This is a genomic window from Heliomarina sp. (assembly GCF_052826185.1).
This window is the reverse complement of record NZ_JBRBUI010000022.1, coordinates 1-24183: the sequence shown is the minus strand read 5'-3', so window position 1 is coordinate 24183 and position 24183 is coordinate 1. Positions and strand designations below refer to the sequence as shown.

At 58.0% G+C, this 24183-nt stretch carries 20 protein-coding genes and 2 pseudogenes; 12 read left to right on the top strand and 10 right to left on the bottom strand.

Translation table 11 applies throughout. The features are described from left to right. Positions 1 to 576 precede the first annotated feature (576 nt). Positions 577 to 2010, bottom strand: coding sequence for a sulfatase-like hydrolase/transferase (locus ACU0FH_RS08635; RefSeq protein ID WP_446194250.1), 1434 nt, complete (start codon positions 2008 to 2010; stop codon positions 577 to 579). 3 nt (positions 2011 to 2013) lie between these two features. Then, the gene (locus tag ACU0FH_RS08630) at positions 2014 to 2514 is read right to left on the bottom strand and encodes a MarR family winged helix-turn-helix transcriptional regulator (RefSeq protein WP_446194249.1); all 501 of its coding nucleotides are present in this window, start codon (positions 2512 to 2514) and stop codon (positions 2014 to 2016) included. Positions 2515 to 2627: 113 nt separating this feature from the next. Here ACU0FH_RS08630 and ACU0FH_RS08625 point away from each other — a divergent pair, with 113 nt between their 5' ends. The 6 genes and pseudogenes from ACU0FH_RS08625 (at position 2628) to ACU0FH_RS08600 (ending at position 8758) form a co-directional block, all read left to right on the top strand. Continuing rightward, positions 2628 to 3584: a tripartite tricarboxylate transporter substrate-binding protein gene (locus ACU0FH_RS08625; protein WP_446194248.1), complete on the top strand. Its 957-nt coding sequence runs from the start codon at positions 2628 to 2630 to the stop codon at positions 3582 to 3584. A gap of 28 nt (positions 3585 to 3612) precedes the next feature. Continuing rightward, positions 3613 to 4176: a hypothetical protein gene (locus tag ACU0FH_RS08620; protein ID WP_446194247.1), complete on the top strand. Its 564-nt coding sequence runs from the start codon at positions 3613 to 3615 to the stop codon at positions 4174 to 4176. Next, a complete protein-coding gene (locus ACU0FH_RS08615) occupies positions 4173 to 5753 on the top strand; it encodes a tripartite tricarboxylate transporter permease (RefSeq protein WP_446194246.1) in 1581 nt (526 codons plus the stop codon). Before ACU0FH_RS08620 ends, ACU0FH_RS08615 begins: the two co-directional genes overlap by 4 nt. A 550-nt stretch (positions 5754 to 6303) precedes the next feature. Beyond that, entirely contained in the window at positions 6304 to 6786 is a 483-nt protein-coding gene (locus ACU0FH_RS08610) for a fasciclin domain-containing protein (protein ID WP_446194245.1), read from the top strand. 294 nt (positions 6787 to 7080) lie between these two features. Further along, complete coding sequence (locus tag ACU0FH_RS08605) at positions 7081 to 7617, top strand: DUF3833 family protein (RefSeq protein WP_446194244.1); 537 nt, start codon at positions 7081 to 7083, stop codon at positions 7615 to 7617. A 337-nt stretch (positions 7618 to 7954) separates the two neighbouring features. Further along, positions 7955 to 8758 (top strand): annotated as a pseudogene (locus ACU0FH_RS08600) (SDR family NAD(P)-dependent oxidoreductase). On the opposite strand, the gene ACU0FH_RS08595 reads toward ACU0FH_RS08600, so the two are convergent. From ACU0FH_RS08595 to ACU0FH_RS08570, 6 genes are all read right to left on the bottom strand, one after another. Continuing rightward, positions 8755 to 9513, bottom strand: a complete 759-nt coding sequence (locus ACU0FH_RS08595; RefSeq protein ID WP_446194243.1) for an MBL fold metallo-hydrolase — start codon at positions 9511 to 9513, stop codon at positions 8755 to 8757. The pseudogene ACU0FH_RS08600 and the gene ACU0FH_RS08595 sit on opposite strands and share 4 nt — an antisense overlap. Before the next feature lie 741 nt (positions 9514 to 10254). Continuing rightward, complete coding sequence (locus ACU0FH_RS08590; RefSeq protein WP_446194242.1) at positions 10255 to 11010, bottom strand: SDR family NAD(P)-dependent oxidoreductase; 756 nt, start codon at positions 11008 to 11010, stop codon at positions 10255 to 10257. Between the two features lie 19 nt (positions 11011 to 11029). Then, positions 11030 to 11836 (bottom strand): ABC transporter permease, encoded by an 807-nt coding sequence (locus ACU0FH_RS08585; protein ID WP_446194241.1) that lies wholly within the window; start codon positions 11834 to 11836, stop codon positions 11030 to 11032. A gap of 7 nt (positions 11837 to 11843) precedes the next feature. After that, the gene (locus tag ACU0FH_RS08580) at positions 11844 to 12701 is read right to left on the bottom strand and encodes an ABC transporter permease (RefSeq protein WP_446194240.1); all 858 of its coding nucleotides are present in this window, start codon (positions 12699 to 12701) and stop codon (positions 11844 to 11846) included. Between the two features lie 40 nt (positions 12702 to 12741). Beyond that, complete coding sequence (locus ACU0FH_RS08575; protein ID WP_446194239.1) at positions 12742 to 13896, bottom strand: ABC transporter substrate-binding protein; 1155 nt, start codon at positions 13894 to 13896, stop codon at positions 12742 to 12744. A 31-nt stretch (positions 13897 to 13927) separates the two neighbouring features. Beyond that, on the bottom strand, positions 13928 to 15061 hold the full coding sequence (locus tag ACU0FH_RS08570; RefSeq protein ID WP_446194266.1) for an ABC transporter ATP-binding protein: 1134 nt from the start codon (positions 15059 to 15061) through the stop codon (positions 13928 to 13930). 147 nt (positions 15062 to 15208) lie between these two features. Here ACU0FH_RS08570 and ACU0FH_RS08565 point away from each other — a divergent pair, with 147 nt between their 5' ends. Both ACU0FH_RS08565 and ACU0FH_RS08560 read left to right on the top strand, forming a co-directional pair. Further along, positions 15209 to 16006, top strand: coding sequence for a helix-turn-helix transcriptional regulator (locus ACU0FH_RS08565; protein ID WP_446194238.1), 798 nt, complete (start codon positions 15209 to 15211; stop codon positions 16004 to 16006). A 798-nt stretch (positions 16007 to 16804) separates the two neighbouring features. Beyond that, the gene (locus tag ACU0FH_RS08560) at positions 16805 to 17419 is read left to right on the top strand and encodes an OmpW/AlkL family protein (protein ID WP_446194237.1); all 615 of its coding nucleotides are present in this window, start codon (positions 16805 to 16807) and stop codon (positions 17417 to 17419) included. 386 nt (positions 17420 to 17805) lie between these two features. On the opposite strand, the gene ACU0FH_RS08555 is transcribed toward ACU0FH_RS08560, so the two are convergent. Beyond that, on the bottom strand, positions 17806 to 18711 hold the full coding sequence (locus ACU0FH_RS08555; protein ID WP_446194236.1) for a LysR family transcriptional regulator: 906 nt from the start codon (positions 18709 to 18711) through the stop codon (positions 17806 to 17808). Between the two features lie 92 nt (positions 18712 to 18803). Between ACU0FH_RS08555 and ACU0FH_RS08550 the strand changes: the two genes are divergently transcribed. From ACU0FH_RS08550 to ACU0FH_RS08535, 4 genes are read left to right on the top strand one after another with little or no spacing between them, the layout of a single operon-like run. Continuing rightward, positions 18804 to 19766: a TAXI family TRAP transporter solute-binding subunit gene (locus ACU0FH_RS08550; protein WP_446194235.1), complete on the top strand. Its 963-nt coding sequence runs from the start codon at positions 18804 to 18806 to the stop codon at positions 19764 to 19766. Positions 19767 to 19776: 10 nt separating this feature from the next. Continuing rightward, complete coding sequence (locus ACU0FH_RS08545) at positions 19777 to 21636, top strand: TRAP transporter permease (RefSeq protein WP_446194234.1); 1860 nt, start codon at positions 19777 to 19779, stop codon at positions 21634 to 21636. Continuing rightward, on the top strand, positions 21633 to 22976 hold the full coding sequence (locus tag ACU0FH_RS08540; protein WP_446194233.1) for an acyclic terpene utilization AtuA family protein: 1344 nt from the start codon (positions 21633 to 21635) through the stop codon (positions 22974 to 22976). Before ACU0FH_RS08545 ends, ACU0FH_RS08540 begins: the two co-directional genes overlap by 4 nt. Next, entirely contained in the window at positions 22963 to 23274 is a 312-nt protein-coding gene (locus tag ACU0FH_RS08535) for an AtuA-related protein (RefSeq protein WP_446194232.1), read from the top strand. The genes ACU0FH_RS08540 and ACU0FH_RS08535 overlap by 14 nt, the downstream gene beginning before the upstream one ends. Before the next feature lie 835 nt (positions 23275 to 24109). On the opposite strand, the pseudogene ACU0FH_RS08530 reads toward ACU0FH_RS08535, so the two are convergent. Beyond that, positions 24110 to 24183, bottom strand: a pseudogene (locus ACU0FH_RS08530) (integrase core domain-containing protein); the annotation flags it as partial.

The window sequence follows — 24183 nt, the reverse complement described above, 5'->3', positions numbered from 1 at the left end:
GGCTCCCTCAGGAAGCGTGGTCGAGACAGTGTTGAAATCATCTATCCCGTGTGCTTCGTCTTCCGAAGACATCCTTATGCGCTTGCCTCGATGGCAGTTTCTCGATGAATGGCCGCGGTGTGCGCCGCAGCGAAGTTCCGATTTCCAGCCTCTCTTCGCCTATGGTGCAACCGGCCCATGCCTGCCGTTCGGACCTCGCGCGGCGAATGTCCGGTTGGCAACAGCTTAATATCTTGGCGATCAGATGATTGCGCACCGTGCGAACCGTTCAACACGAACAGAGCCCGATGAGACATGACGCTACCAGGTAGGCGTTCCTACTGTCGTTTGTGGCACCAGCAACAATCGCAACGGCGATGGAGAAATCGAAGCGTCATGTCAAATCACTCGATCTTACCGGGGTTCATGAGGTTCTGTGGGACGACCGCCTCCTTGAAGCGCCGCATCAGACCGTAAGCCCTGCCATGTCCCGCCTGCATATACTTTTCTTACCTACGCCGATCCCCAAGGATCGGCTGCAGTTCGGTCAGCGCGACAGTTGGCTTGGGCCGCATGGGCCTGTCCTCGGGCCGGGCCTCACGTTTCCGGCGGCGGCGTTGCTGCCGGCGCGCCCATGTTCATCGCGACCTCACGCCCGCCATATCTTGCGATCATCGCGTCCTGATCGGCAAAGGCGAGATCGTTCATCTCCGACGGATCACAGATATTTCGAAGTTCCTGTGCCATCTCGGCCAGCACCTGAGCGCAGATGGGATCATCGGCTCGGTTGATAGTTTCCTCCGGATCTTCTGCCAGATTGAATAGCTCGGGTCTGAAGGTGTGATAGTGGATTAGCTTCCAGTCGCCTTTGCGAACCATGTAGGCTGCGGATACGGCGCCCACGGCATGGTACTCGCTGAAGATCACCCGGTCGGGCTCTTCCGGGGCGGCGCTGATCTCATAGAGCGACCGGCCGGGCCGCTCGCCCTCCAGCGTGGCGCTGAAATGGTCGATAATGGTCTGCGATACATCGAGCAGGCTAACCGGAGTCGCGCAGATCGAGGCGGATGCGCCCGGCTCGGCGACGATCAGGGGCACCGCCACCGATTCTTCGTACATGTTCGATTTGCCCCATAGCCCCCGTGCGCCAACGTTGTCGCCGTGATCCGAGGTGTAGATAATGGTGGTTTCGTCGAGCTGCCCGTTCTCTTCCAGCGCCGCGACCAGCTTGCCGATGTTATCATCGAGGAAGGTACAGAGCGCGAAATAGCAGGCGGCAGCGAGGCGCCGCTCGTCGGCATCCTTGAACCCCTCGTCCCCGGTCAGAGCAAAATTCTGCTTGGTGACCCATGGATGGTTCTCGAACCCGTCAAGTGTGTGCATCTTGAAGGGAGGAAGGCTGTCGAGAGGATAAAGGTCCAGATATTCCTGCGGCACGATCAGGGGGAAGTGCGGTGCTACGAGACCCACATAGAGGCACCAAGGGTCTTCAGGTCGCTTTGCAGCATCGGCAAACCAATCAGTCGCGCGTGAGACGACAGCAATGTCGTATCGGGTGTAGTTGCTTTCTCCCGGTCCTATGTAGGGTCCGAGCATCCTACCGTCCTTGCGCACCCGCTCGTCCTCACGGCGGATCGAACCCCAGACCATGCCATGGCCGCCGGCAACCTGCATAGGGATGTGTTCGACGTCGAAACCGGCCGGGTCTTCCGCGTCGCGGTAGTGCAGCTTGCCGATGGACTCGACGCGAATGCCCTTGTCCTGCAGGGCATGGCCCCAACCGCGTGGCTTGCCGGTATAGGGCATCGCATTGTCCCAAAGCCGGATATCGTGCACGTAGCGGCCCGATGCGAAGGCGGCGCGCGCCGGAACGCAGATTGGCGATGGGGTGTAGGCATTGGTAAATCGGATGCCACGCGCCGCGAGCTTGTCGAGGTTCGGGGTCTTGACCAGCGGATGCCCGGCGCAGGACAACGCGCGAGCTTGGTGTTCGTCCGACATGATGACAAGCAGGTTCTTTGATCTGGTCAAGGGTCAGTCCTCGGTATTTTGAGCATTGAGAAATTCGATGGTTTCAGCGGCACGGGCCAGTGCTTGAATGGCGGGAAAGATCATGTCGCGCTGTTCCTGGGTGAGCGCCGACAGCAGGTGCTGTTGGCGCGCTTCAAGCTCGGGTGCCAGCCGCGCGTGGGCTGCAAGTGCTTTTTCTGTAAGGACGACTTCGAACTGGCGCTGGTCTTCGCTACAGGGAACAGTAGTGACATAGCCTTCGTCTATCAGCGTGTTGATCGTCTTGCTGAACTGACTTTTGTCGATCCCTGAGCTCTTGCGGATCGCGGTCGAGCGGTTGGTAAGCCCCATGGCGATTACCCGGATGATCCGCCATTGCGGAAGGGTCAGGCTGCCGTGTCTTGCCAGGATCGCACGCGCCTGAGCTGCGAGTTTTGTGCTGAGTTGAGTGATCTGGAACGGCAGCAATAACGACAGATCGAAGCCATCGCTGTCGAGTTCAGTTTTGTCGCGTTGATCCGTCATTCGCAAATCCTCCCGTCATGTAATTCAGGACATTAAGGTGGATATGTCAACCTTTTCGTTGACATATCCACCTTAATGGGGAAGGTTCAACGTAATTCATCAGGGAGGAGACGATGAAAAACATGTTCAAGCCGCTGGCATTTGCGGCTGCCATACTGCTTGCCCCCACCGCAACGCTTGCCGAAGATTGGACGCCTCCGGGCCCGATCACAATGATGATCGGCTTTGCGGCCGGCGGCGGCGCCGACACACAGGCCCGGCTGATCGCGCAGGGTATCGAAGAGAAGTACGGCTGGAAGATCTTGCCGAAGCAGGTCACTGGCAACAGCGGCCTCAGTCTTGCGTCCGAACTATCCAACTCTCCGACTGATGGCACCGCCTTCGGCATGGTCGTATCCGAGTCGCTGACCTACAGCGCGCTTGCGGCGGGCAACCCCGAACTGCAACTGGAGCAGTTCACACCGCTCGCAACCACTGCCAGCTTTGAGCTGGGTCTGGTTGCTATGTCTGACGGCGCATTCAATAGCTGGGAAAAGGTTGTCGCAGCAGCAGAAGCCGGGACGCCGATCCGTTTCGGGGTGGCATCTGACCGGCAAGGAGACGTGGCGTACCTGTTTGGCAAATCGGCGGGCATCGATTTCAATATTGTCCCGGTCAAGGGCGGCGCTGGCGTTATGAACGGCCTGCGTGGCGGCGATCTCGATATTGGCTGGGTTGCGGGTGCGCAATCGAAGGCAGTCCAGCAGGGTGAGATGGTCAATATCGCCAGCGGCATCCCTTCCAAGCTCAAAGACTCGCCGGACGCCCCTCTGATCGCAGACCTCGGCAGTTCCTTTGCGCTCGACGGCTATTTCATGTTCATCGCGCCGGGCAACCTTGATCCCGACGCGCGCGCAGCCCTTGGTGCCGCGATCGAAAACGTTCTGAACGATCCTTCGACCGAGGCAAATGCACTTGTCACAAATGGCTTTGGCGGCGCCGACGTCATCACAGGTGACGAGCTCGACGCCAAGATGAAGGAGTTGCTCGACAATGCGTCCCAGCTCCTCGCCAAGGCGAACGAGAGCTAACGCAAACTGTGCGACGGAGGCTCGCCCCATGTCCCGGAACAAGCCAGACCTGATCCTCGGGTTCGGTGTCGTCATCCTTGCGATCCTTGCGATCATCGCATGGGTACCCAACGACAGCGCGACAGGGGTTATTGTGAAACTGCGCGGTCGCCTCTCTATAGGCGACGCGATGGCTCCGATGGCTGCCCTCGCCCTCGCGGCTCTGGCAGGCCTCCTGATCATCTTCGACAAACGAGGGGTAAAGCTCGCCTCGCACCTCACGGCGGCCAATTTACGGTTCATCTTGGTGTTTACCGGTGTGTTCCTGCTGGCCGTCGTTTTCATGAGGTGGTCGGGGCCGCTGATTGTCGGGCTCGGTCGCGCGCTGGGTCTTACCGAAGCGATTTACAGGGATCTGCGTGACACGGTGCCATGGAAGTACGCGGGCTTTGTGATCGGCGGAACGAGCATGGTAAGTATCCTGATCTGCGCGATGGAGCACCGGTTTAGCTGGCACGCCGTTCTCATCGGGCTACTGACGGTTTTCGGTCTGATTGCAATCTTCGACCTGCCTTTCCCCGATCTGCTTCTGCCGCCGAACGGTGATGTATGACCGACGTTCTGAACTACATCTGGCTCGGCGCTCTGGCCGTTTTCCAAGGGCCAGAATTGTTTTCGATCTTCGGTTTCGGCATACCCGCCGCACCCGTGATGGTTCTCGCGGGCCTGCTGACAGGGATCGCGGTCGGCGCGACACCCGGGCTTGCCGGCCCAATGGCCATGGCAATCTCGCTGCCCATCCTGATCTCGGTTTTCGGCTTCACCCCCGACGCGCTGCTACCGGTATTTGGTTTCCTGATCGGTATCATGAAGGGGGCGACGGTAGGGGGCGCCGTTCCTGCCATCCTGTTCAACATGCCGGGCACGCCGGATGCGTTGATGACAACGCTGGACGGCCACCCGATGGCAAAGAACGGTCAGCCGAAACGCGCGCTTAGGATCGCGCAATTCTCCTCGGTGACTGGCGACACTTTTTCGGACATGGTCCTGTTCATCTGCGCGCCTTTCCTGGCGGTGGTGGTCGAAGCATACCTCGACCTGCCGGAAAAGACCGCGCTTCTGATCCTCTCGATCTCGTTTGTCGCCGCGGTAATGGGAGCTTCCGTAGGCAAGGGTCTACTGGCGGTCGCCCTCGGTCTGGTCGCGGCGTTCGTGGGCACTGGCCAGGCGCTCACCCCACGGCTTACCGGCGGCGTCGAGGCGCTTGCCGACGGGTTTCCGTTGGTCTCGGCCATTCTGGGGGTGTTGATCCTTGGCGAGATCTTCAAGGGTATTGAAGACCTCATGTCGACAGGAGGTGAAACAGAGAAAGTCGAGACGGCCAGCGACCAAGGCGTCACGGATGGCCTGCAGAAGGGCGACATCCGACGTATCGCACCGCATCTGGGGCGGGGCGCGATCATCGGAACCATAATCGGTGCGCTGCCCGGCGTCGGCTCGACCCTCGCGGCGACACTCAGTTACACCCTTGGCAACAAAAGGTACGAGAAGGCGCGTAAAAAGGGCGATCCGCAATTCGGCCAGGGTGCGCCCGAGGGCATCGCCGCGACCGAGGCGGCGAACTCGGCTGTTTCGGGTGCCAACCTTATCCCGGTCCTTTCGCTTGGCATTCCCGGCAACGCGGCGGCCGTATTCCTTATCCTCGCGGCGGACAGCATCGGTGGCTTCAACCCCGGACCTGCCGTGTTCAAGTTCACCGCCCCCGATATCAACCCGGAACTCGTAACTGCCTTCGGGATCTTCACCCTGATGTCCATCGGCAACCTGCTGAACTGGACCATAGGTGGCAAGTTTATGCGCTCCATGGGCATTCTTGCTCGGGTCCCGGGGCAGATCCTTTTGCCGGTCGTGCTGCTACTGACCCTTACGGCGATCTACGTGCAGGAGGCGAACATGTTCGCCCTGTGGATCACCTTCGGTTTCGGCATCCTCGGCTATCTTTTCCGCCGTAGCGACATCCCGGTGCTCCCATTCGTCATTGCCTTCATCTTGGCACGGCCATTGGAACAGACAGCGCGCGAAGCTTTCGCGGCCACCGGCGGTGACCCTTGGTTTCTGTTCAGTAGCGCAACCTCGATCCTGTTCATGATCGCTGCGGTGGCGTCCGTGATGTTCCTGAGCCGCAAGTAGCCGCGTGGCATTCATTTAATTCGCCGATTGCAGACCAAGCATTCTCTATAAAGGTTCAGTTCCTTGCGGGGGCTCGGTGAAACTTATGTTCAACATTGTGTTATTCATCATGCCTTATGTGGCGAAGACGCTAAAGATAATTCCCCGCACAGGAGCTTAGAACCCCAGCAGGCTGAAATCTGAGTGACCGAGTGCTGGCCCTAATATCCTTTTTAAGGAACCTCTGTTTTGACGAGGCGGTGGTTTACGTTTTTGTTTCAATAGTCGGCTTTATTTAAAATTGAATTTCAAGAATTTGAAGTACCTCGGGCTCGAGAGCCATTAACACGGTCCCGGCCTTTAAATGCTTCCCCGCTGCGTTGGGTTGCTATGAATCCGAACACCGCACCTAAACTCATCGTGATTTGAAAGTGAACGGACAGCTGGCTTAGCGCGTCGTGCAAAATCGGCAACTCGTTTCAAGGAAATTTGAGAATGATCCAGCATGCCAGGTCTCTCCGTATCGATTCCGATGTCACTCAAGGCATTAACAAGCTGATAGGAGACTTTCATGTTTCGTCGCACTTTTCTGAGCATTGGCGCAGCTGTAGCGCTCACGACAACATCCGCCTTCGCAGATGCTCATTCAAAGGATATCGTAGATACCGCAGTCGAAGCCGGCTCTTTTGAAACACTTGTCGCCGCCGTCGAGGCCGCCGGACTGGTGGAGACGCTAAAAGGGCCGGGTCCCTATACGGTGTTTGCGCCCACCGACGAAGCGTTTGCCGCTCTTCCCGAAGGGACGGTGGAAGGACTGCTGGAGCCCGAAAACAAGGACCAGCTCGTTTCCATTCTGACCTACCATGTCGTACCGAGTAAAGTCATGTCCACGGATCTAAGCGATGGAATGACGGCGACCACTGTGCAAGGCGGCGATCTGACCGTCGATCTGAGCGATGGCGTTAAGATCAACGATGCAACAGTTACGTCAGCCGACATCGAAGCGTCGAACGGTGTCATTCATGTAGTGGATACCGTCATTCTTCCCGAATAACTGAACGCTTCGGACCCGGTATGAAAAATGCCGGGTCCGGTTTAATGCGCTGAACAAGATTTCGATCAGAATGCAGATATTCGAGGCTTTGATGAATCTGTTACTCACAGGGAAGTTCTGTACGCATGGGGCCCGGCAATATTTAGAGCGTTAGAAAATGAACAAAGCATGTCATTCCGGCGAATAGAACGATTTCGAGTATGTCGCTGTGGTGCATGAACCGGAGATGGAACGGCAAAAGGCCATCGAGCGATCAGCTTTATTTAGCGGAAAATACACGAGCAGGAGTTTGCAATGCTGACCACTAGACGTCTTTTCATTATGGGCGGCCTCTCAATGGGTCTTTCGGCGTGTGCTTCCAGCCCGACCGCACCCACTGTTCCGACACGACCCGTCACCCTTGTTTCTGCATTTCAAGGTCGACGAACTGGTACGGGCCAATTTCGCGTATGGCTTACCGGCGACGAACGTCGGTTTACTGCAGAACTGAATGGCAGTGTCAGCGAAGCAGCAGGGCAACGCGAGCTGACGGTTGTAGAGGATTTCGTGTACGACGACGGTCAAGAGGACCGGCTGACCTGGGTCTTTCGCGAGATCGGCCCCGGGCGATGGTCTGGCAAGAGGGAAGACACAGTGGGCGAGGCGACGGTGATCGAGGAGGACGGCCAGATCCGACTTGCCTACACGGCCGATTTCAAATCGCTCAACGATACCACGCGGCTTGGTTTTTCGGACCTCATCTACCAGACGCCTGATGGAACGTTGGTCAATGAAGGCATCGTCAGCCGTGCGGGCATTCCGGTCGCTGCCGTCCGCTTTGTAATTCAGTAGTGTTTTGGGCAAGGACGTAATCTTTTTGTTGTGCGCACGACCATCCAACCGTGGACAGTTTCAGCTAGATTGAATCTGCACGACAACTTCACGTCTGCCATTGGTCATTAAGCGTCTCGGAATACCGGACCGCGTTGAGGGAGTAGTGCGCTCCAAATGCCAAGGCAGGCAGAATGGCGTCGCGGGCAATCTCTTGTCGGCAGCATGGTGTTTTGGCCCGCCACTGCATTTGTCTTCGAGATGTGAAACGCCGCCGACAAATCTGCAGTTTTGTGTACGTAGGCGGAACACGCTACGCGTATTTTACTAAAGGTTGCTTGTCCTCACGGGGAACTCAATGCAGGTATACCGTTGGACTTCGAGTGGGGTGGCGCCAATGGTCGTGCTGCGGGGGAGAAAACTAATGACGGAAATGAAAGTGGCCGTGGTGACTGGTGCGGCTGGCGGTTTAGGGTGTGCCATCGTTGATCGCCTTATCGCGGACGGTTTGAGGGTGGCAGGTCTCGACGTCGATGCTGCCGGACTCGAAAGCTTAGGTTCACATTATGGTCAAGCATTTCTCCCTTGCCATTGCGACTTGTTGGATCCCATCAAAATTTCGGATGCATTTGTTCGTGTAGATGAGCATTTCGGCGGTATTGATGCGCTCGTCAACAACGCGGGTACTTGATTAATGTCCGAGTTCCCGAACATCCCGGAGGACGAACTGGAGCGGCAGATGAGGCTGAATTTTTCCTCTGCTTTCCATTGTTGCCAAGAAGTTATCCCGCGGATGTTGGAGCGCGACGGCGTTAAGAAGGTCGTCAACATTTCTTCCAACGGGGCCTACAATTTTGACGTCTTTGACCCGCCTCACTACCGCGCCTCGAAGGCAGCGCTCGATACTCTGACAAAAGACCTTGCCCGCCGCTATGCCCGCGACAGGATTTCTGTGAATTCCATTGCGCCTGCGATGACCGAAACACCGCTTTTCAACGTCCTGAGCGAGGATGTGCTGGCCGAGGCCGTCGCACAGATGCCGCACGGACGACCAATGCAGCCTGCGGAGGTGCCGGCTTGGGTCAGTTTCCTGATTTCGCCCGCCGGAGATGTGTCGAGCGGGAACGTCATTATCCTCAATCAGGGGCGCGATGTGCGCTAGTCATAGAATTCAGGTGACTTTCGCAGCTTTGGCCATTGCTCTGGCTCATGTCCGAAAATGACGAAGGCATTACGCTCTTCGGCCAGCTTCATAAGCCTGTGCGCATTTTCGAGCGCGGTTCCCGGATCGGAGGCGGTGTCAAACCGTTCATCGATCTCCGCGCGGCGGGATATTGCGTCACTTGTCAGCATCACGCATCCGGTGTTGGGCAATTCGATCACCATCGCGATCTGTCCGGGGGCATGACCGGGTGCCTGCAGGACCTCGAAACCGGGGCCGATGCGGGTGTCGTTAGACAGGGTGATGTAGTCTCGGTCAGGCCAATCCCAGGGCTGGCTTCCCGTCCAATAAAGCGGCTTTGGCAATGCGCGCTCGCGCTCTGAAACAAGCAGCGGGGCCTGAAGGAAATCGAAAATCCCGCCAAGGTGGTCTATGTGCGTGTGGGTCAGAATAAAAAGATCGATTTGATCCGGTTGCACGCCGGCCTTTGCCAGTTGCACCTCTGGCAGGTTGTCGTGCGACACGGACAAGACCTGACCAAGATCACCAAGCCCATCGTCGGCGGTCGCGCGAGCCGCATCCTTGGCATATTTGGCGGGGAAACCGCTGTCGATCAGGATATGCTCACCAAGATCAGTGATGATCAGGAAGCCGCATATGCCAATGTCGCGGGGCCCCGAATGAACACGGAACAGGCCGAAGTCGAGCACGTATAGACCTGCAGGCTTTCCCCGGAGCAGTTTCAAATCGTCCATGGAGCTGTGTTCCTCAGTCGCCCAATAGGAACAAGGTGACCGTGAAAGCCGAAATTCACAAGCTGTACAACTATCGTCCGGCGTCTGCTGTTGAGGATCCAGAAGACATTGTCGGCTTGTCGCTCTCCGAAGGACCGCGACTGAGCGATTTATTGGACGAACTTGACCCTTCGACACGATCAACAGTGAAGTGAGTTTTGGCGGTGTGCAGAATGCGTGGACGCGGCCCGGAATTGTTTGGTTCCAGGATAGGAAGATCGCAATAGTTTGGCCCGAATCGTTGAAGCGTGGAGACTTCGCCCCGAACCAGGGCTGATCAACCGGGGATCCTGTCCCCGGTGGAAAAGATCCTCTTTAAGCCATTAAACCCGCGCAAACTTGGTCGCGCGCCATGCCCTCGGAGCAGAGCAACGAGAAAAGGACCGTCGTGGATACGTTATATTCAGTGCAAATACTATTTGCCTCGCTCGTCCCAGGATGGCTCTACGCGCTTGCCGCGCTCGGGCTGAACTAGATCTAGGGAACGCTGCGTCGGTTTTCCTTATTCCAGCGTAGCCTTTTTGATGATCATCGTGGACGGACTTGGCAATATCGGTCGCGGCCGGTGTTTTGCCAGCTTCCTGGTCGAAACCTATGGAGGCGCTTTTACCTCGCCCGGCTGAGATGTTCGCCTGACCTTTTGCGTGCTGCCACGACAAAAAATCGTGTGTCGTCACGATGTCCCGCATACTGCTCTCAAGCCTAAAGCACTTCTCCACCGTCAATGACGAGGGCTAACCCGGTGACAAAGGCGGAGCGGTCCGAGGCGAGGTACAGGATACCTTCAGCGATTTCTTCGACCGAGGCCCAGCGGCCCATCGGGATCGAGTCGGCGATGTAACTTTCCAGTTTTGCCCGCCCGCCCATCTGAGTTTCGAAGCCAGCGTTAAAGGGGGTGTCGACGAAGCCGGGGCAGAGGGCGTTGAAGCGAATGTTTTCACGCGCGTAGTCGGCTGCCATCTGTTTTACCATGGCGACGGCCGCGTGTTTCGTCGTGGCGTAGGAGACCATGCCGCGATCATACTGGCAACCGGAATTGGAGGCGGTGATGATCACGGATCCGCCGCCTTGCGCCCGCATCACCGGGATGGTGGCGCGGGCGGCTACGAAATGGGCGCGCACGTTAAGTGCCCAAGCGGCATCCATCTGCTGTGGAGAAACGTCTTCGGCCCTGCCTTCTATTTGGATGCCGGCATGAGAGTGGAGAATGTCAAGGCGTCCCTGGTCCCGGGCGATGCGGTTGATCATTCCTTCGACCGCTGCATCGTCGCGCATATCGAGTGCCAGCCCCATCGCCAAGCCTCCGGCGGCGCGGATCTGCTCGGCGGTTTCCTCGGCCAGGCCGGAGTCCAGGTCAGTGACGATAACGTTAGCACCTTCGCGCGCCATAGTCAGTGCACCGGCGCGACCGATCCCGGATCCGGCGGCCGTGACCAGGGCGACTCGGTTCTTCAGCATAGGGTACTCCTGCAAGTATTCAGCGGCGCGGTTGCGCCTGGGTCCGGCGCAGGAGAACCTGCGCAAAGATTAGGATGGTGAGCGAGGCGACCATAACCATGGTGCCGATCGCGTTGATCTCCGGAGTCACGCCGCGGCGGATGGAGGAAAAGACGTAGATCGGCAGGGTGGTTTCGGCCCCGGCGACAAAGAAGGCAATGATGAAATCATCAAAGCTGAAGGTGAAGGCCAGCAGGAAGCCTGCCAGAACCGCCGGCAGGATCTGAGGCAGCGTCACCTGCCGGAAGGTGCCGAAGGGCGTGGCGCCAAGATCGCTTGACGCCTCGATCAAGGCGGGATCAAGCGTCTCCATCCGACCGCGCACCAGCAGCACGACCAGCGACATGGTGAACATTCCGTGCGCCCCGATCAGTGAGCCGGTGCCAAGCGACAGTTTCCAGCCGGTGGCCGGTTCCAACCAGGGGTTCACGAGGTCGAAGACCGTAACAAGCGCGATCAGGGTCGCGATACCGATAACGATGCCAGGGATCATAACGGCGATCTGCACAAGTAAGTCGAACATTTTGCGCACCCGACCTTGCATTCCCGTCAAAGCCAGGGCTGCCATGGTGCCAACCACCGTCGCCATAAGGGCGGACAGGAAGGCGACGCGTACAGAAGTCCAGAGCGCCTCCATCACGAAAGGATTTTTAAGGGCGCGCAGGTACCAGTCGAAAGTGAAACCCTGCATGGAGGCGGCAGATCGTCCTTCTGAAAAGGAGAACAGGGCGATGATGCAGATGGGAAGGTACAGGAAGGCGTAGACCGCCAGGGCATAGAGTCTCATGTCACCCTCACATCAGGCCAGTGTCGTCGCGGGTGGCGCCAAATCGTTTCACCGCGCGCGAATAGAGCGCCACAACCACCAGCATTACCACCACCAGTGCCACCGCAACGGCAGAGCCGAACGCCCAGTTGCGGGATTGCAGAAACAGGTCGACCAGTGCGTTGCCGACGAAGAAGACTTTGCCGCCGCCCAAGATTGCCGGGATTAGGAATTCCCCCATCAGCAGGATAAAAACCAACATGCAGCCTGTCAGAACGCCGGGCATGGACAGCGGCAGGGTAATCTGCAGGAAGCTGCGCCATGGCGGCGTCCCCAAGTCGGCAGAGGCTTCCAGCAGGCGCTTGTCCAGTTTCTCCAGCGCCACATAGATCGGGAAGACCATCAGCGGCAGATAGCCGTAGACGATGCCGACCAAGACGGCGAAGGGGGTGTTGAGCAGCCGGATATCATCTAAGCCGAGATGGACAAGGAGGGCCGGGATGCCTTTACCGCCAAGCAGGAAGATCCAGGCGTAGGAACGGATCAGGATCGAGGTCCAGAAAGGCACGATCACCAGTACCAGCAGCAGCGTCTTCCACTTTGGCGTCACCTTCACGGCGAGGAAGTAGGCCAGCGGATAGGCGATCAGCAGCGCGGCAAGGGTTCCTATAGGGGCCAGCGTCAAAGTGTTGCGAAAGGCGGCGAACCGGGCGGGCAAGTTTGCGTACTGAGCAAAGGTAAAGCCGGGAGCGTAGCCGCCGATGGGGCTGCGCTCTCCGAAAGAAAAGATCAGGACGACGGCCAGTGGCAGCAGCAAAAGCGCTGCGTACCACAGTCCCGCGGGTGTCAGCAGCAGCCCCCGTGCCCTGGATGGGGTAATGGCCATCGTCCTTACTTCCTTTCTTGTCGCGTGTCTGCGCTAGACGTCAGGCCGATTTAAACCGTGCCATCAGCTCGGCCCGGTTGGGATCCGTAAGGGTGACGGCGGCGCCAAATTCCAGCGCATCCAACTCTTCAGCTGCCGGGTAGAGGATCGGATCGTTCAGCAACTCTTCGGGCAGCATTGCATTGGTCCGGCTGTCGGCAACGGGGTAGCCGTGTGCCAGCACCTCTGCCTTGTTCACTTCCGGATCAAGCAGGAAGTTGATAAGCGCATAGGCGGCTTCCTTGTGGGGGGCGTCCTTGGGAATAGCGTAGTAATCAGACCAGATCTCTCCGCCTTCCTTGCCAAGCGCAAAGCCGATCTCCGGGATGTCAGTGTGCATCTGCTTGCCGTCGCCGGTCCAGCACATGGTCAGCCAGGCATCGCCGTTACGCATCGCGGGCTGGTAATCCGAGGAGATGGCGTAGAGGTGAGGCTTGACGTCGATCAGCAGCTTCTCTGCCTGTGCAAGCTCAGCCGGATCGACCGAATTGAAGCTGAAGCCGTGGTAGACCAGCGCGTTACCGATGGTGGTGAGCTGGTAGTCATGCACCATGACGCGACCGTCGAACTGGTCACGCGCGCCGTCAAAGAAGGTCTTCCAGCTATCGACCACACCGCCGGTCTTGTCGCTGTTGAAGGCGATACCGGTGGTGCCCCAGTTTTTGGGCACGGCATAGACGGTGCCATTGATGGTGCCGGCTTCGGCGAAGCGCGGATCAAAGGCCGCAGCATCGTAGTTTGGGATCTTGGACAGATCCAGCGGTTCGATCAGGTCGGCATCCACATAGGTGGGGATCGCATAGTTGGTCGGTACGAAGACATCCCAACCAGAGCCGCCGGCCTGTATCTTGGCCAGCATTTCCTCGTTCGACCCGAATACGTTGACCTGCGAATAGGCCCCGGTCTTTTCGGCGAACCTGTCGAAATTGGCTGGATCGTGATAGTTTGGCCAAGTGGCAAGGACGACGCGATCGCCTATTTCTTGTGCCCGAGCACGGGACGGCAAGAGCGCGGGCATGGAGCCGCCCATAACCGCCATGGCGGTGCCCAGACCGGTGACACCCATAAAGTGCCGCCGCGTGATAGAGCCATTCTGGTAGCTGCGCAGCTCTTGCATGAAGGCCTTTCGTGAGATCGGCTTGTTATCGTCTTTCATTGTCTTAATCCCTTGTTGAACCGAGAAAACTTCAGTCGTCAGCGGCGAGAACGAGACCCGTTCCCTCCGGCCAAAGAACATGGACGCGTGCGCCCACGTCATGCCCGCCCGAGACTCTTTCGGCTTGTTGCGGGACATTCACCTGCAGGGTGCCGAGGTCATCGGCTTCCAGCAGGTATTCGGTGTGATCGCCCAGAAAGGTTCGGTGGGTGACGCGGGCTGGCAGCGTTGCGGTGGTGGATACCGGAACCGGTGCGTCCGGCGCTGCGAGCAAAAGCGCCTCTGGTCGGACGGCGATATCGGCCCGTGCACGGCTGTCGTCGGGGTTTTGCTGTACTGCGACGAGTGCGCCAGAGCGCAGACGGACAGTCACCATGTTGTCGCGCGTGTCGACAATCTCTGCAGTGAGGATATTCGCCTTGCCGACGAAATCGGCCACATAGCGGGAGCGGGGACGATCATAAAGATCTCCGGGCGTGCCGACCTGCGCAATCCGCCCTTTGCCCATGATGCAGATGCGGTCCGACATGGCGAGCGCTTCTTCCTGGTCGTGGGTGACCAGAACGAAGGTGATGCCAAGGCTACGTTGCAAGGCCAGTAATTCGCGCTGCATCTCGCCGCGCAGCTTGGCATCAAGTGCGGCCATGGGTTCATCAAGCAGCAGGATCTTGGGTTCGTTAACGATTGCCCGAGCGAGGGCGACGCGCTGCTGTTGACCGCCCGACAGCTCCCAAATGCGGCGATCTGAAAAGTCCGACAGGCGCACGGTCTCCAGCGCCTTCGCAACTTTCTGCGCGATCTCCGCCTTTGGCATACGGGGGCGGCGCTGGCGGAGGCCGTAGCCTACATTCTGGGCGACATTCATATGCGGAAAGAGCGCGTAATGCTGGAACACCATGTTCACCGGGCGGCGGTGGGCTGGCAAACCCGAGACATTCGAGCCGTCGATCAAAACGTCGCCTTCGGTGGGACGTTCGAAGCCCGCAAGCATCCGCAGCGCCGTGGTCTTGCCGCAGCCTGACGGGCCAAGGAAAGAAAGAAATTCACCCCGCCGGATCCGCAGTGAGAGGCCATCCGCCGCCGTGATGCTCCCGAACCGCTTTGTCGTGCCGATGAATTCCGCGACGGAATCGGACGCGATAACTTTATCGGGCGAATTGCTCATCTGCTGGTCCTGTTGCATCGTTTTTCCTGTCGCAGCTAACGCATCCAGCATGGCCACCTCTTTTATGTTGCGCTATGCAGCATATGCCGTACTTAGTGAAATTGGTAAAAAGATTGTCATTTGTTGTATATACCACAAAGAGCATAGATGGCCGAAAAATTACAACTTCAGGATTGGGTTGCCGTGAGCGCCAAGGTTGTTTCGGACTTGGGGACGCCAGCCTTCTGTCCCAGTCTTATCGACGCGATCCGCAGAACTGTTCCCTTTGAGTTCTCAGTGATATTCGCCTATCACAAGGATCTGCGACCCCTTGATATATTTGACAATTTTCCTTCACAAAAGCGCCGCGTGATGGTTGATGATTACCAGGAGGGACCCTATCTTTTGGATCCCTTCTATCTGCATTCCCAGGCGCCGACGCGGTCACGGCTGGTGCGATTGAAAGACCTTGCACCGGATCGCTTTTACCAAGCTGAATATTTCCGCAATTACTATGTTCAGACCGGACTTGCTGAAGAAATAGGCTTTATCTTCGACGTAGGGGAGGGCGTCAGCGTAGTGATCTCTGCTATGCGCGAGCTCAAGGCCTTCTCCGCGCGGGAATTCCGGGACCTTCAAGCGATCTTTCCCTTCGTGGAGGCTGTCTCCAAACGGCATTGGGCGGGCCTTCTCAAAGAGTTTTCGGCCGCTGCAAGCGCAGGTCCGCGGCTGCCGCAACTGATCGACGATGCTTTTCAGCGCTTTGGCCGCAATGTACTGACCCCCCGCGAGGCGGAGGTTGTGGAATACGTTCTCAAAGGCCATTCGGCAGAGGCGACGGGCAAAGCCCTTGGAATTGCTTCGGGGACTGTGCGGATCCATCGACGCAACATCTACGGTAAACTGGGCGTCAGTTCGCAGGGTGAGCTCTTCTCAAGTTTTATTGCCTCTTTGGAAGATCTTTGAACGCGGAGACCGGTACTTTTCACCGAAATACATGTCTTTCCAACGCTGCAGAGTCGGTTGGCTTGAGGAGGGACGAACCGGTGATGCCATTTCGACCCGAGGGCTTTGCCTTGAAATTCATCCTGCCGACCCGGCATCATCCGATTGCGTGAGTGTTACCCCAAGGTATGGATGACCTATTGACTCTGACCCGCGCAAAACGGGCAATAGGAAAAAGTGGCTGGCAGCCGAGATATTCTGCTCCTTCGTGTTGTGTACGCAGATTATTTTTGGCGAGGGCAGCATGGGGCTAGAGCGTTAGTAAATTAGATTTCACGCGTTATTTGGACGGTTGTGTTGGAGTGGTTTGGATCTCTCGCAGTCCTGCGTCTTGACTGCTTTGATAGTGGTCTTTCCTGATGACTGCAGAGGCATTGACGTAGCCAGGCCGAGATTCAAGGCAGCGTCAATTGCAGGGTGGCGGCTCGCTGTCGAACAACTCACGCATTTGGACTTCAGTTCAACTGTCGACGCGGTCAAGAGCGCTGCCAAGCGGTCAGGGATTTTGTGGTAGAACATCTCTCTTTGCGGGACCTGTCTCGTCTTTCTCGCGATGGCGGAGTTGCAAACGGATCAGCCCAACGCAAGAATGTGGCAAAGTTATCTACCATTCTAGCACAGCGCAATTTGCATAGCGGAAATGCAATTTTATTGTTTACTTTCATATAGAAAGCGCATGGTTAATTGATCTGGATCAGTTCTTGCTCCGCGCTTTTGTGAAACCTTCTCTTCAGAATGAAGAAAGAAGGGAATGACCCCATGAAAATCTTGTCCCACAGCCTCGGTTCCGTGCTCGCACTGGGCGCGCTCTCAACGGTTCTAGCAATGCCTGCCTTGGCGCAATCTCAAGGCGACTGGACCTTCGGCGTCGGGATCATCAACGTGAACCCGAAATCTGACAACGGATCGCTCGCAGGTGCGGCAGCCACCGTGGGTGATGACACTCAACTTTCGTTGACCGGTGAGTATTTCATCCTCGATAACCTCGGTATCGAGCTTTTGGCCGCGACGCCTTTTGAGCACAGCATTTCTCTCGGCGGCGCCGAGATCGGCTCTACCAAACACCTGCCGCCCACCGTCTCGCTGGTTTACCACGTACCGACGCGCGGCAAGGTCACGCCCTTCTTCGGCGTCGGTTTGAATTATACCACTTTCTTTGAAGAGACGACGGCACTTGGCGACCTTGAACTGGACGACAGCTTTGGGCTTGCAGCCACCATCGGTGCGGACTGGCAGATCTCTGAACATGGCTCACTGCGCTTGAATGTGCGATATATGGACATCGAAACCGACGCTACCCTGAACGGCGCTCCAATCGGTACGGCAGAAATCGATCCCGTCTCTGTTGGTGTCTCTTACGTGCATCGTTTCTGATCCTGCTTCGGAGGTTGTCGGGGCGACACGACCCGGCACTCACAATGTTCACTGGTGCCGCCCTCAGGGCGGCATCATTCGATATTGCAGAGACAAAACCGGCATTCCGGCTTGGCTATTTTGCCGTTTTTCTGGTCTTGGGCGAGGCGCTTCGCGCGTTCATGAATGTAAGGTCGGTTTGGTCCCGCGACCCTCACCTTGGTGAGGGTCGCTGGGAAGGATCGTTCGCGCAAGATAGTAAAATGGCTGTCTGAACGAATACTTCTCTGAATTATCAAATATATAAAGCTTATGGGTGTCTAGATGTATTCCTGCGAGCAATTAACGCGAAATGCGGTCCTGGAATTTGGGTGCAGGATTCCGTTGACGTGGCGCTGTCAGGCTTGTCACAAGCTAGGGACATGTCGCCTTACATGGGCAAGAAAGGCGGACGCCGTAGGGGACAGCGACCTGCCGGGCTGGTGGACTATTCCGATCCGCCGTTTTGCTCCGAAATCTGTGATAGTCCGTCGGATCAGCCGTTCCATCGGGAGGACAGGCAGGGTCAATGTCGGCAGCAACGTGATGCCGAGATTAACCGCGACAAGCGCTCCCGCCGTCGCGAGATGGGCGACTTCGAACCGGGGAGAAATTTCCTTTTCGAGGCGCTGGCATGCGCCGCTCAGCAGTTCCCGGACGCTCGTGCCAGGTTCCATCGCGATCAGCGGCATGTCGATCAGTTCTGCCATTTCGTAAACCCGGTCCTCGGCCAGCGGCCCTTGCGGAGCACCGACTGCAACAAAAGGATCGTCCATCAGTGGGTGGAAGGTCAGCCGCATCCGCGCCGACACGGTGCCCGCCATGAAGCCGATGTCGGCCCGCCCGGTCTCGATCGCCTCCATCACGCTACCGGAAAGCGCGTCGATGATGCGGAGGTCAATGTCTGGGTGGGCAACGGTGAAGCTTGCCAGCAGATCGGGCAGAAGACCGGCAGTTACCGAAGGCAGGCCAGCGATTGTGAGGCGGCCGTTGCTGGCGGAGAGATGCGCATCGAATTCCGCCATGACATCCGTTGACGTGTTGATCATGCGTTCGGCCAGTCGGGCGAAGGCCAGTCCAGAGGTCGTGGGCGTAACATTGCGCGTATCGCGGTCAAAAAGCCGCGTCCCCAACCGCGCCTCAAGGGCTGCGATCTGTCGCGAGAGCGCCGAGGCCGACATGCCCAGCGTCTCGGATGCGGCTCGGAATGTACCGGTTTCACTGACGATCAGCGCTGCCTGGAAATCGGCGAGGGTTGGAGTATTGCGTTTCATGCATCAATTATTACCAATATCGCACTTTTCACAATAGATGATCTGGCGCACTCTCACCACGCCCGCAATGCGGTGCAAAATGGGAGGATACCATGAAACACTTCGTAACCGCGCTTTGGGGCGCGACGCTTCTTGCGAGCCCCTTGGCCGCGCAGAATACCGACCTGTTGATCGGATCGACATCGGCCTCGTCAAGCCATTACGGGTATTTTGTCGCCGTGGGCCAGCTAATCAACGAAAACGCCGAAGGTCTGCGCGCCTCGGTAGTTGAAACCGGGGCCACGATGGACAACATCCGGCGGATGGAGCGGGGGCAGGTCGACCTTGGGCTGGTCACCACGAACGTTGCGCAGCACGCTGTCGCAGGTACCAATGAATTCGAAGGCAAACAACAGGATCTCACGCTGCTCTGGGTTTATACCGGCGCGCCACAGAACGTGGTCATGCGCGCGGATGCGGGTGTTTCGGACTTGTCCGGTCTCTCAGGCGTTCGCTTCAATCCGGGTATCAAGGGATCGGCGACGGAGTCTACAACCGAAGCTGTTTTCAACACGCTGGGTCTTACGGCGGATTACGTGCGCGGGTCGACAACCGATGTCGTGGACATGATTAAGGACAATCGGGTCGCGGGATATGTAAAGTCTGGATCGGGCAACAAGCTTGACGGCTCGACCATGGACATCGCCACCTCGACCGAAATAGCCATTCTAGGTTTGACCCCAGAGCAGTCGGACAAGCTGAAGGCCGAGATGCCGGACATCTCTGTCGTCGATATTCCCGAAGGCGCAGCGGATGGCGTCCCCGCCTATACCACGTGGAGTTTTGGTGTCGGTGTCGGCGCGCCTTCGTCGATGGAAGAAAAAACCGCCTATCAGATCGTCAAGGCCGTTATGGAGGACAAGGAAGCGCAGGCAAACGCGATGGCGAGCCTTCAGGGTGCGAACCTTGCCGACATCACCGTGCAGTTCGGTACGATCCCGCTGCACCCCGGTGCTGCGCGCTGGTTCGAGGAGCAGGGCATCGAGTTGCCCGCAAAACTAAAGTCCGCAGAGTAAGGCCGGACCTATGACACACGAGCGCGTACAACGAGGCTTGGCGATCATTGTCGGGCTATTCGTTCTCTATACCGCTGCGACCGGTCCCTTTGAGGGGTTGATCCAAAGGGCGTTGTTCCTCGCGCTGGTGACCTGTCTGGGCTTTGCGCTTTTTCCATTGGGCGCCGGGAAAACCTGGCGCCCGGTGGGCATCACTGTCGATCTCGCCCTGTCTGCGGTGACCGTGGCAGCATGTGCCTATATCGTCGTCAATTACGACAAGATCATGACGAGCCTCCCTTGGGCCACCTCTCTGGACAAGGTGCTCACTGTCGGTCTGGTGCTCGCCGTGCTGGAGTTAGGGCGGCGGACCGTCGGGCTGATCTTTCCGATCCTTGTTCTGCTGGGATTGGGCTATGCGCTGTTCGGAAATTATCTGCCCGGGCCGCTACGTCATCGGGGATTTGACACGGCATTTGTGACCGAAACTATCTTTCTGGGTGATCTCGGCATCTGGGGGATGCTGACGGGTGTAGCCGCAACCGTTATCGCGGCCTTCGTCCTCTTTGGTGCGCTATTGCTGCACACGGGCGGAGGGCAGGCCTTCATGGATCTCGCCACCCGGCTCGGCGGTCGGCAGCCCGGTGGTGCGGCCAAGATCGCCACGATCGCCAGCGGGTTGTTCGGGATGATCTCGGGTTCGGCGGTTGCCAATGTGGCGACCACCGGCAACTTCACCATTCCGATGATGATCCGCCTTGGCTACCCCCGTCCCTTTGCCGCGGCGGTCGAAGCCGTCGCCTCTACCGGCGGACAGATCGCGCCGCCGATCATGGGGGCCGCAGCCTTTGTCATGGCCGAGATTCTCGGGGTGCCGTATCTAACCATCATAGTGGCCGCGATCCTACCTGCGGTTCTCTTCTATCTCTCGGTCTTTATGACTGTGCATTTCGTAGCGTTGCAGCGCAGTTTGGCCGTCGTGCCGGAAGATGAAATGCCGGCATGGGCTCGCATCCTCGCCCCCCGGCGTGTTTTGCCGATCCTCTGCGCGCTCGGAGGCCTTGGCGTCGGAATCTGGATGGGGCGCTCGATCTCGACCTCGGCGTTTTATGGCATCATCGGGTTATTGATCGCCTTTTTCGCAACAGAAACCGGGCGATTGAGCCTGCGCGAGATGGCGTCCAAACTGCTTGACGGGTTGGAGGACGCAGGCAAGGGACTTGTCATCATCGGTGTCTTGCTGGCGGGTGCACAGGTGCTGGTGTCGATGATTAACCTTACCGGGATCGGCGTCACCCTGTCGTCGCTGATCGTCAATATCGCCGGAGATTCCGTGGTGCTTGTCGCGCTGATCGTGGGGTTGGTCTGTCTCATCATGGGGATGGGCCTGCCGACCACTGCCGCATATGTCCTCGTTGCTGCCGTATTGGCCCCCGCGATGACTGCTGTGGGGGTGGCCCCGCTAGCGGCGCATCTCTTTGTGTTCTATTTCGCGACCATATCGGTCATCACGCCACCTGTCTGCGTCGCCGTCTTTGTCGGGGCAGGGATCGCCGGAACCAACTGGCTGCCTGCCGCGGGCGAGGCCGTTCGGCTTGGTGCCGTCACTTACATCGTTCCCTTCCTGCTGCTGCTCTATCCGGGCATGCTTCTGGGCGGTGTCCCGCTCGACATCCTCGAAGCAGTCGTCGCCGGGCTTGTGCTGGTGCTCGCGGTACCGGCGCTGTTGTCAGGGGCGCACCTTTTCGGACGCAAAGCTGTCGATGTTGCTATCTACGCGATTGTCATTACGCTTGCGATCTATCCTCAGCCGGTGACGCCATTTCTCGCCCTTGCGATCCTCGTCGCGGCACATTTTCTAGGGCGAGTCCAACGGAGGTCTTTGGCATGAGCATTTTGCGCATAGGGGCAGGGGCCGGCTTTCAGGGCGACCGCATTGCACCTGCGGTGGACTTAGCCGAACGTGGGAAGTTGGACTACCTGATTTTTGAATGCCTCGGGGAGCGAACAATCGCTCTCGCCCAGCAGGCGCGCAGTGCCGATCCGTCAACCGGCTATGATCCGTTGCTGGAACGGCGCATGCGTGCGGTACTACCCGCCTGCGTCCGCAATGGCACGCGCATCGTGACAAACATGGGGGCGGCGAACCCGCTTGCGGCCGCCGACTGCACACGAGCCGTGGCGCGAGATCTTGGATTAACAGGATTGAAAGTCGCGGCCGTAACAGGCGATGATGTGCTCGACCGGATCGGGAAGTTTACCTTGGACGAAACCGGTGAGCCAGCTGCGGCTTTGGCCGACCGGCTGGTCTCGGCGAACGCGTATATTGGGATCGAGGGGCTCGTCGCTGCGCTTGACGCCGGAGCGGATGTTGTCATTTGCGGCCGCGCCTCGGACCCCTCTCTTTTCCTTGCACCGCTGGTGCATGAATTCGACTGGGCGCGTGACGACTGGCACCGTTTGGGCCGCGGCATCCTCGTCGGCCATCTTCTGGAATGCGCGGCACAGATTACCGGCGGCTATTTTGCCGACCCCGGCGTAAAGGACGTGCCTGACTTGGCGAATATTGGGCATCCACTGGCTGAAGTGGACAGCGACGGTAATGCAGTCATCACCAAGCTGGAGGGCACCGGAGGCTGTGTCACGCGGGCAACCTGTATCGAGCAGATGCTCTATGAGATCCATGATCCTGTCCGGTATTTGCAGCCTGACGTGGTCGCGGATTTCTCGAACGTAAATTTCGAAGAAATTGGACCCGATCGTGTCGCGGTGTCCGGCGCGACGGGGGCCAAAGCGACCGGGTTTCTGAAAGTTTCCGTAGGTTATCGCGATGGCTGGTTCGGGGAGGGTCAGATCAGCTATGCTGGGGCGAATTGTGTCGCACGCGGCACGCTCGCGATCTCTCTCGTGCGTGAACGGCTCTCGCAGAGAGCCGTGGGGATCATCGAAGAACGCGGCGAGCTCATTGGCGTAAATTCCGTCTGGCCGTCCGCGAATCCTATCGATCAAATCGCCGAGGTCCGCATGCGTTATGCCGCGCGCTGTTGCGATGAGGAGTCTGCGCAGGCCATTGGGGAAGAGGTCGAGGCCCTTTATCTTTCCGGTCCGGCCGGCGGCGGCGGCGCAACGAAAAGCACACGCGAGGTCGTCGCTATCGCCTCGACTCTGATGCCGGCCGCCGAGGTTGCCACAACATTCGAGATGAAAGAGGTGAAGCATGAAGTTGCATGACATCGCCCACGGCCGTACCGGTGACAAAGGCGACACGTCCAACATATCGGTCATCGCTTATGATCCGGCGCATTGGCCCCTGATCCGGGACTGGATGACGGCTGATCGGGTGGCCGCGCATTTCGAAACATTCGCTGAGCGGAATATCGAGCGGTTTGAACTTCCGCAGCTACAAGCGCTGAACTTTGTGATCCGAGGCGCATTGTCGGGAGGTGTGACCCGGTCGCTCGCTCAGGATGCACACGGCAAGTGCCTGGCGTCTGCCTTGTTGGAGATGCAGGTCGGTTACGAAGACTGAGACCTCAAATTCGTTTATTTGCCAGACCTTCCACGTGCTAACCTGCCGCAATTTATTAGATGGGACGCGACGCGGTTGCGGATGCGATTTTGTGGGTAAGCGACGGGTTGAACTTGAGCGAAGAGACCGGTTCTTTGCTGCGGTGGATTGATCCGATCCTGTTGCTACGTCTTCGACGGTCCCCAATTTAGCTCCATTGCACCCAGATCAATAAGCCGGCTAGCGAACAAAACTTCCAGGCATTGATTTGGGACAGAGCAGTTCAGTTACTCAGTCCCGCTCCGCAGTAGTCAAACCATGCGCGGCTTGAAGACGCGGTGGGAGAGATTCTCAACCCTGGTTGATGAATGACTGCGTGACAATTCATACCTGCGATGCTGCCACAGGTTGGATTTTGCGAAGCCAGATGTTTAGGGTCCAGCCTCCGTATTTATTTCTAACGGGGACATGCATTGCATGAGAAAAGTAATGACTGTGAAAGACCGCGGTCCCCCCTATATTGCGCATTGAGCAATTTCAGCAATGCGCCGGCGGGGGCGATGGCATCTTACAAGATTTATATCCCAGACCGCGCGCCGCCTCTGGTTGATCAACTTTGCAAGCGATTGGGATTGTTCCGATGAAGTTCGTCTTGAAGCAAAACCAGTGGTCAAATGGGTGGTCGAGGGTCACACTCCGATTGATGGCTTCGCAGTGCTTCGGCGCAGAGTGATTTTGCTGACCGATCTGCTCGGCGGCATCGCACTTGCCGAGATGTCCGAGCGATCCTGGCATGCCCCCCTCGGGTGGTCCGGTTTGATTGTTAGTGCATCGTCGGCCTCTGGTCCATTAGCACGATGCTTTCGGGCGCGGGCGGACGATAGCCCAATGAGCTGTGCGGCCTGATCGTATTGTAGTGGATGCGCCATT

Bases quoted from the DNA above. Each gene is read 5' to 3' on its own strand.
- ACU0FH_RS08630 (WP_446194249.1), bottom strand. From the start codon at position 2,514: ATGACGGATCAACGCGACAAAACTGAACTCGACAGCGATGGCTTCGAT.
- ACU0FH_RS08625 (WP_446194248.1), top strand. From the start codon at position 2,628: ATGAAAAACATGTTCAAGCCGCTGGCATTTGCGGCTGCCATACTGCTT.
- ACU0FH_RS08620 (WP_446194247.1), top strand. From the start codon at position 3,613: ATGTCCCGGAACAAGCCAGACCTGATCCTCGGGTTCGGTGTCGTCATC.
- ACU0FH_RS08615 (WP_446194246.1), top strand. From the start codon at position 4,173: ATGACCGACGTTCTGAACTACATCTGGCTCGGCGCTCTGGCCGTTTTC.
- ACU0FH_RS08610 (WP_446194245.1), top strand. From the start codon at position 6,304: ATGTTTCGTCGCACTTTTCTGAGCATTGGCGCAGCTGTAGCGCTCACG.
- ACU0FH_RS08605 (WP_446194244.1), top strand. From the start codon at position 7,081: ATGCTGACCACTAGACGTCTTTTCATTATGGGCGGCCTCTCAATGGGT.
- ACU0FH_RS08595 (WP_446194243.1), bottom strand. From the start codon at position 9,513: ATGGACGATTTGAAACTGCTCCGGGGAAAGCCTGCAGGTCTATACGTG.
- ACU0FH_RS08590 (WP_446194242.1), bottom strand. From the start codon at position 11,010: ATGCTGAAGAACCGAGTCGCCCTGGTCACGGCCGCCGGATCCGGGATC.
- ACU0FH_RS08585 (WP_446194241.1), bottom strand. From the start codon at position 11,836: ATGAGACTCTATGCCCTGGCGGTCTACGCCTTCCTGTACCTTCCCATC.
- ACU0FH_RS08580 (WP_446194240.1), bottom strand. From the start codon at position 12,701: ATGGCCATTACCCCATCCAGGGCACGGGGGCTGCTGCTGACACCCGCG.
- ACU0FH_RS08575 (WP_446194239.1), bottom strand. From the start codon at position 13,896: ATGAAAGACGATAACAAGCCGATCTCACGAAAGGCCTTCATGCAAGAG.
- ACU0FH_RS08570 (WP_446194266.1), bottom strand. From the start codon at position 15,061: ATGAGCAATTCGCCCGATAAAGTTATCGCGTCCGATTCCGTCGCGGAA.
- ACU0FH_RS08565 (WP_446194238.1), top strand. From the start codon at position 15,209: ATGGCCGAAAAATTACAACTTCAGGATTGGGTTGCCGTGAGCGCCAAG.
- ACU0FH_RS08560 (WP_446194237.1), top strand. From the start codon at position 16,805: ATGAAAATCTTGTCCCACAGCCTCGGTTCCGTGCTCGCACTGGGCGCG.
- ACU0FH_RS08555 (WP_446194236.1), bottom strand. From the start codon at position 18,711: ATGAAACGCAATACTCCAACCCTCGCCGATTTCCAGGCAGCGCTGATC.
- ACU0FH_RS08550 (WP_446194235.1), top strand. From the start codon at position 18,804: ATGAAACACTTCGTAACCGCGCTTTGGGGCGCGACGCTTCTTGCGAGC.
- ACU0FH_RS08545 (WP_446194234.1), top strand. From the start codon at position 19,777: ATGACACACGAGCGCGTACAACGAGGCTTGGCGATCATTGTCGGGCTA.
- ACU0FH_RS08540 (WP_446194233.1), top strand. From the start codon at position 21,633: ATGAGCATTTTGCGCATAGGGGCAGGGGCCGGCTTTCAGGGCGACCGC.
- ACU0FH_RS08535 (WP_446194232.1), top strand. From the start codon at position 22,963: ATGAAGTTGCATGACATCGCCCACGGCCGTACCGGTGACAAAGGCGAC.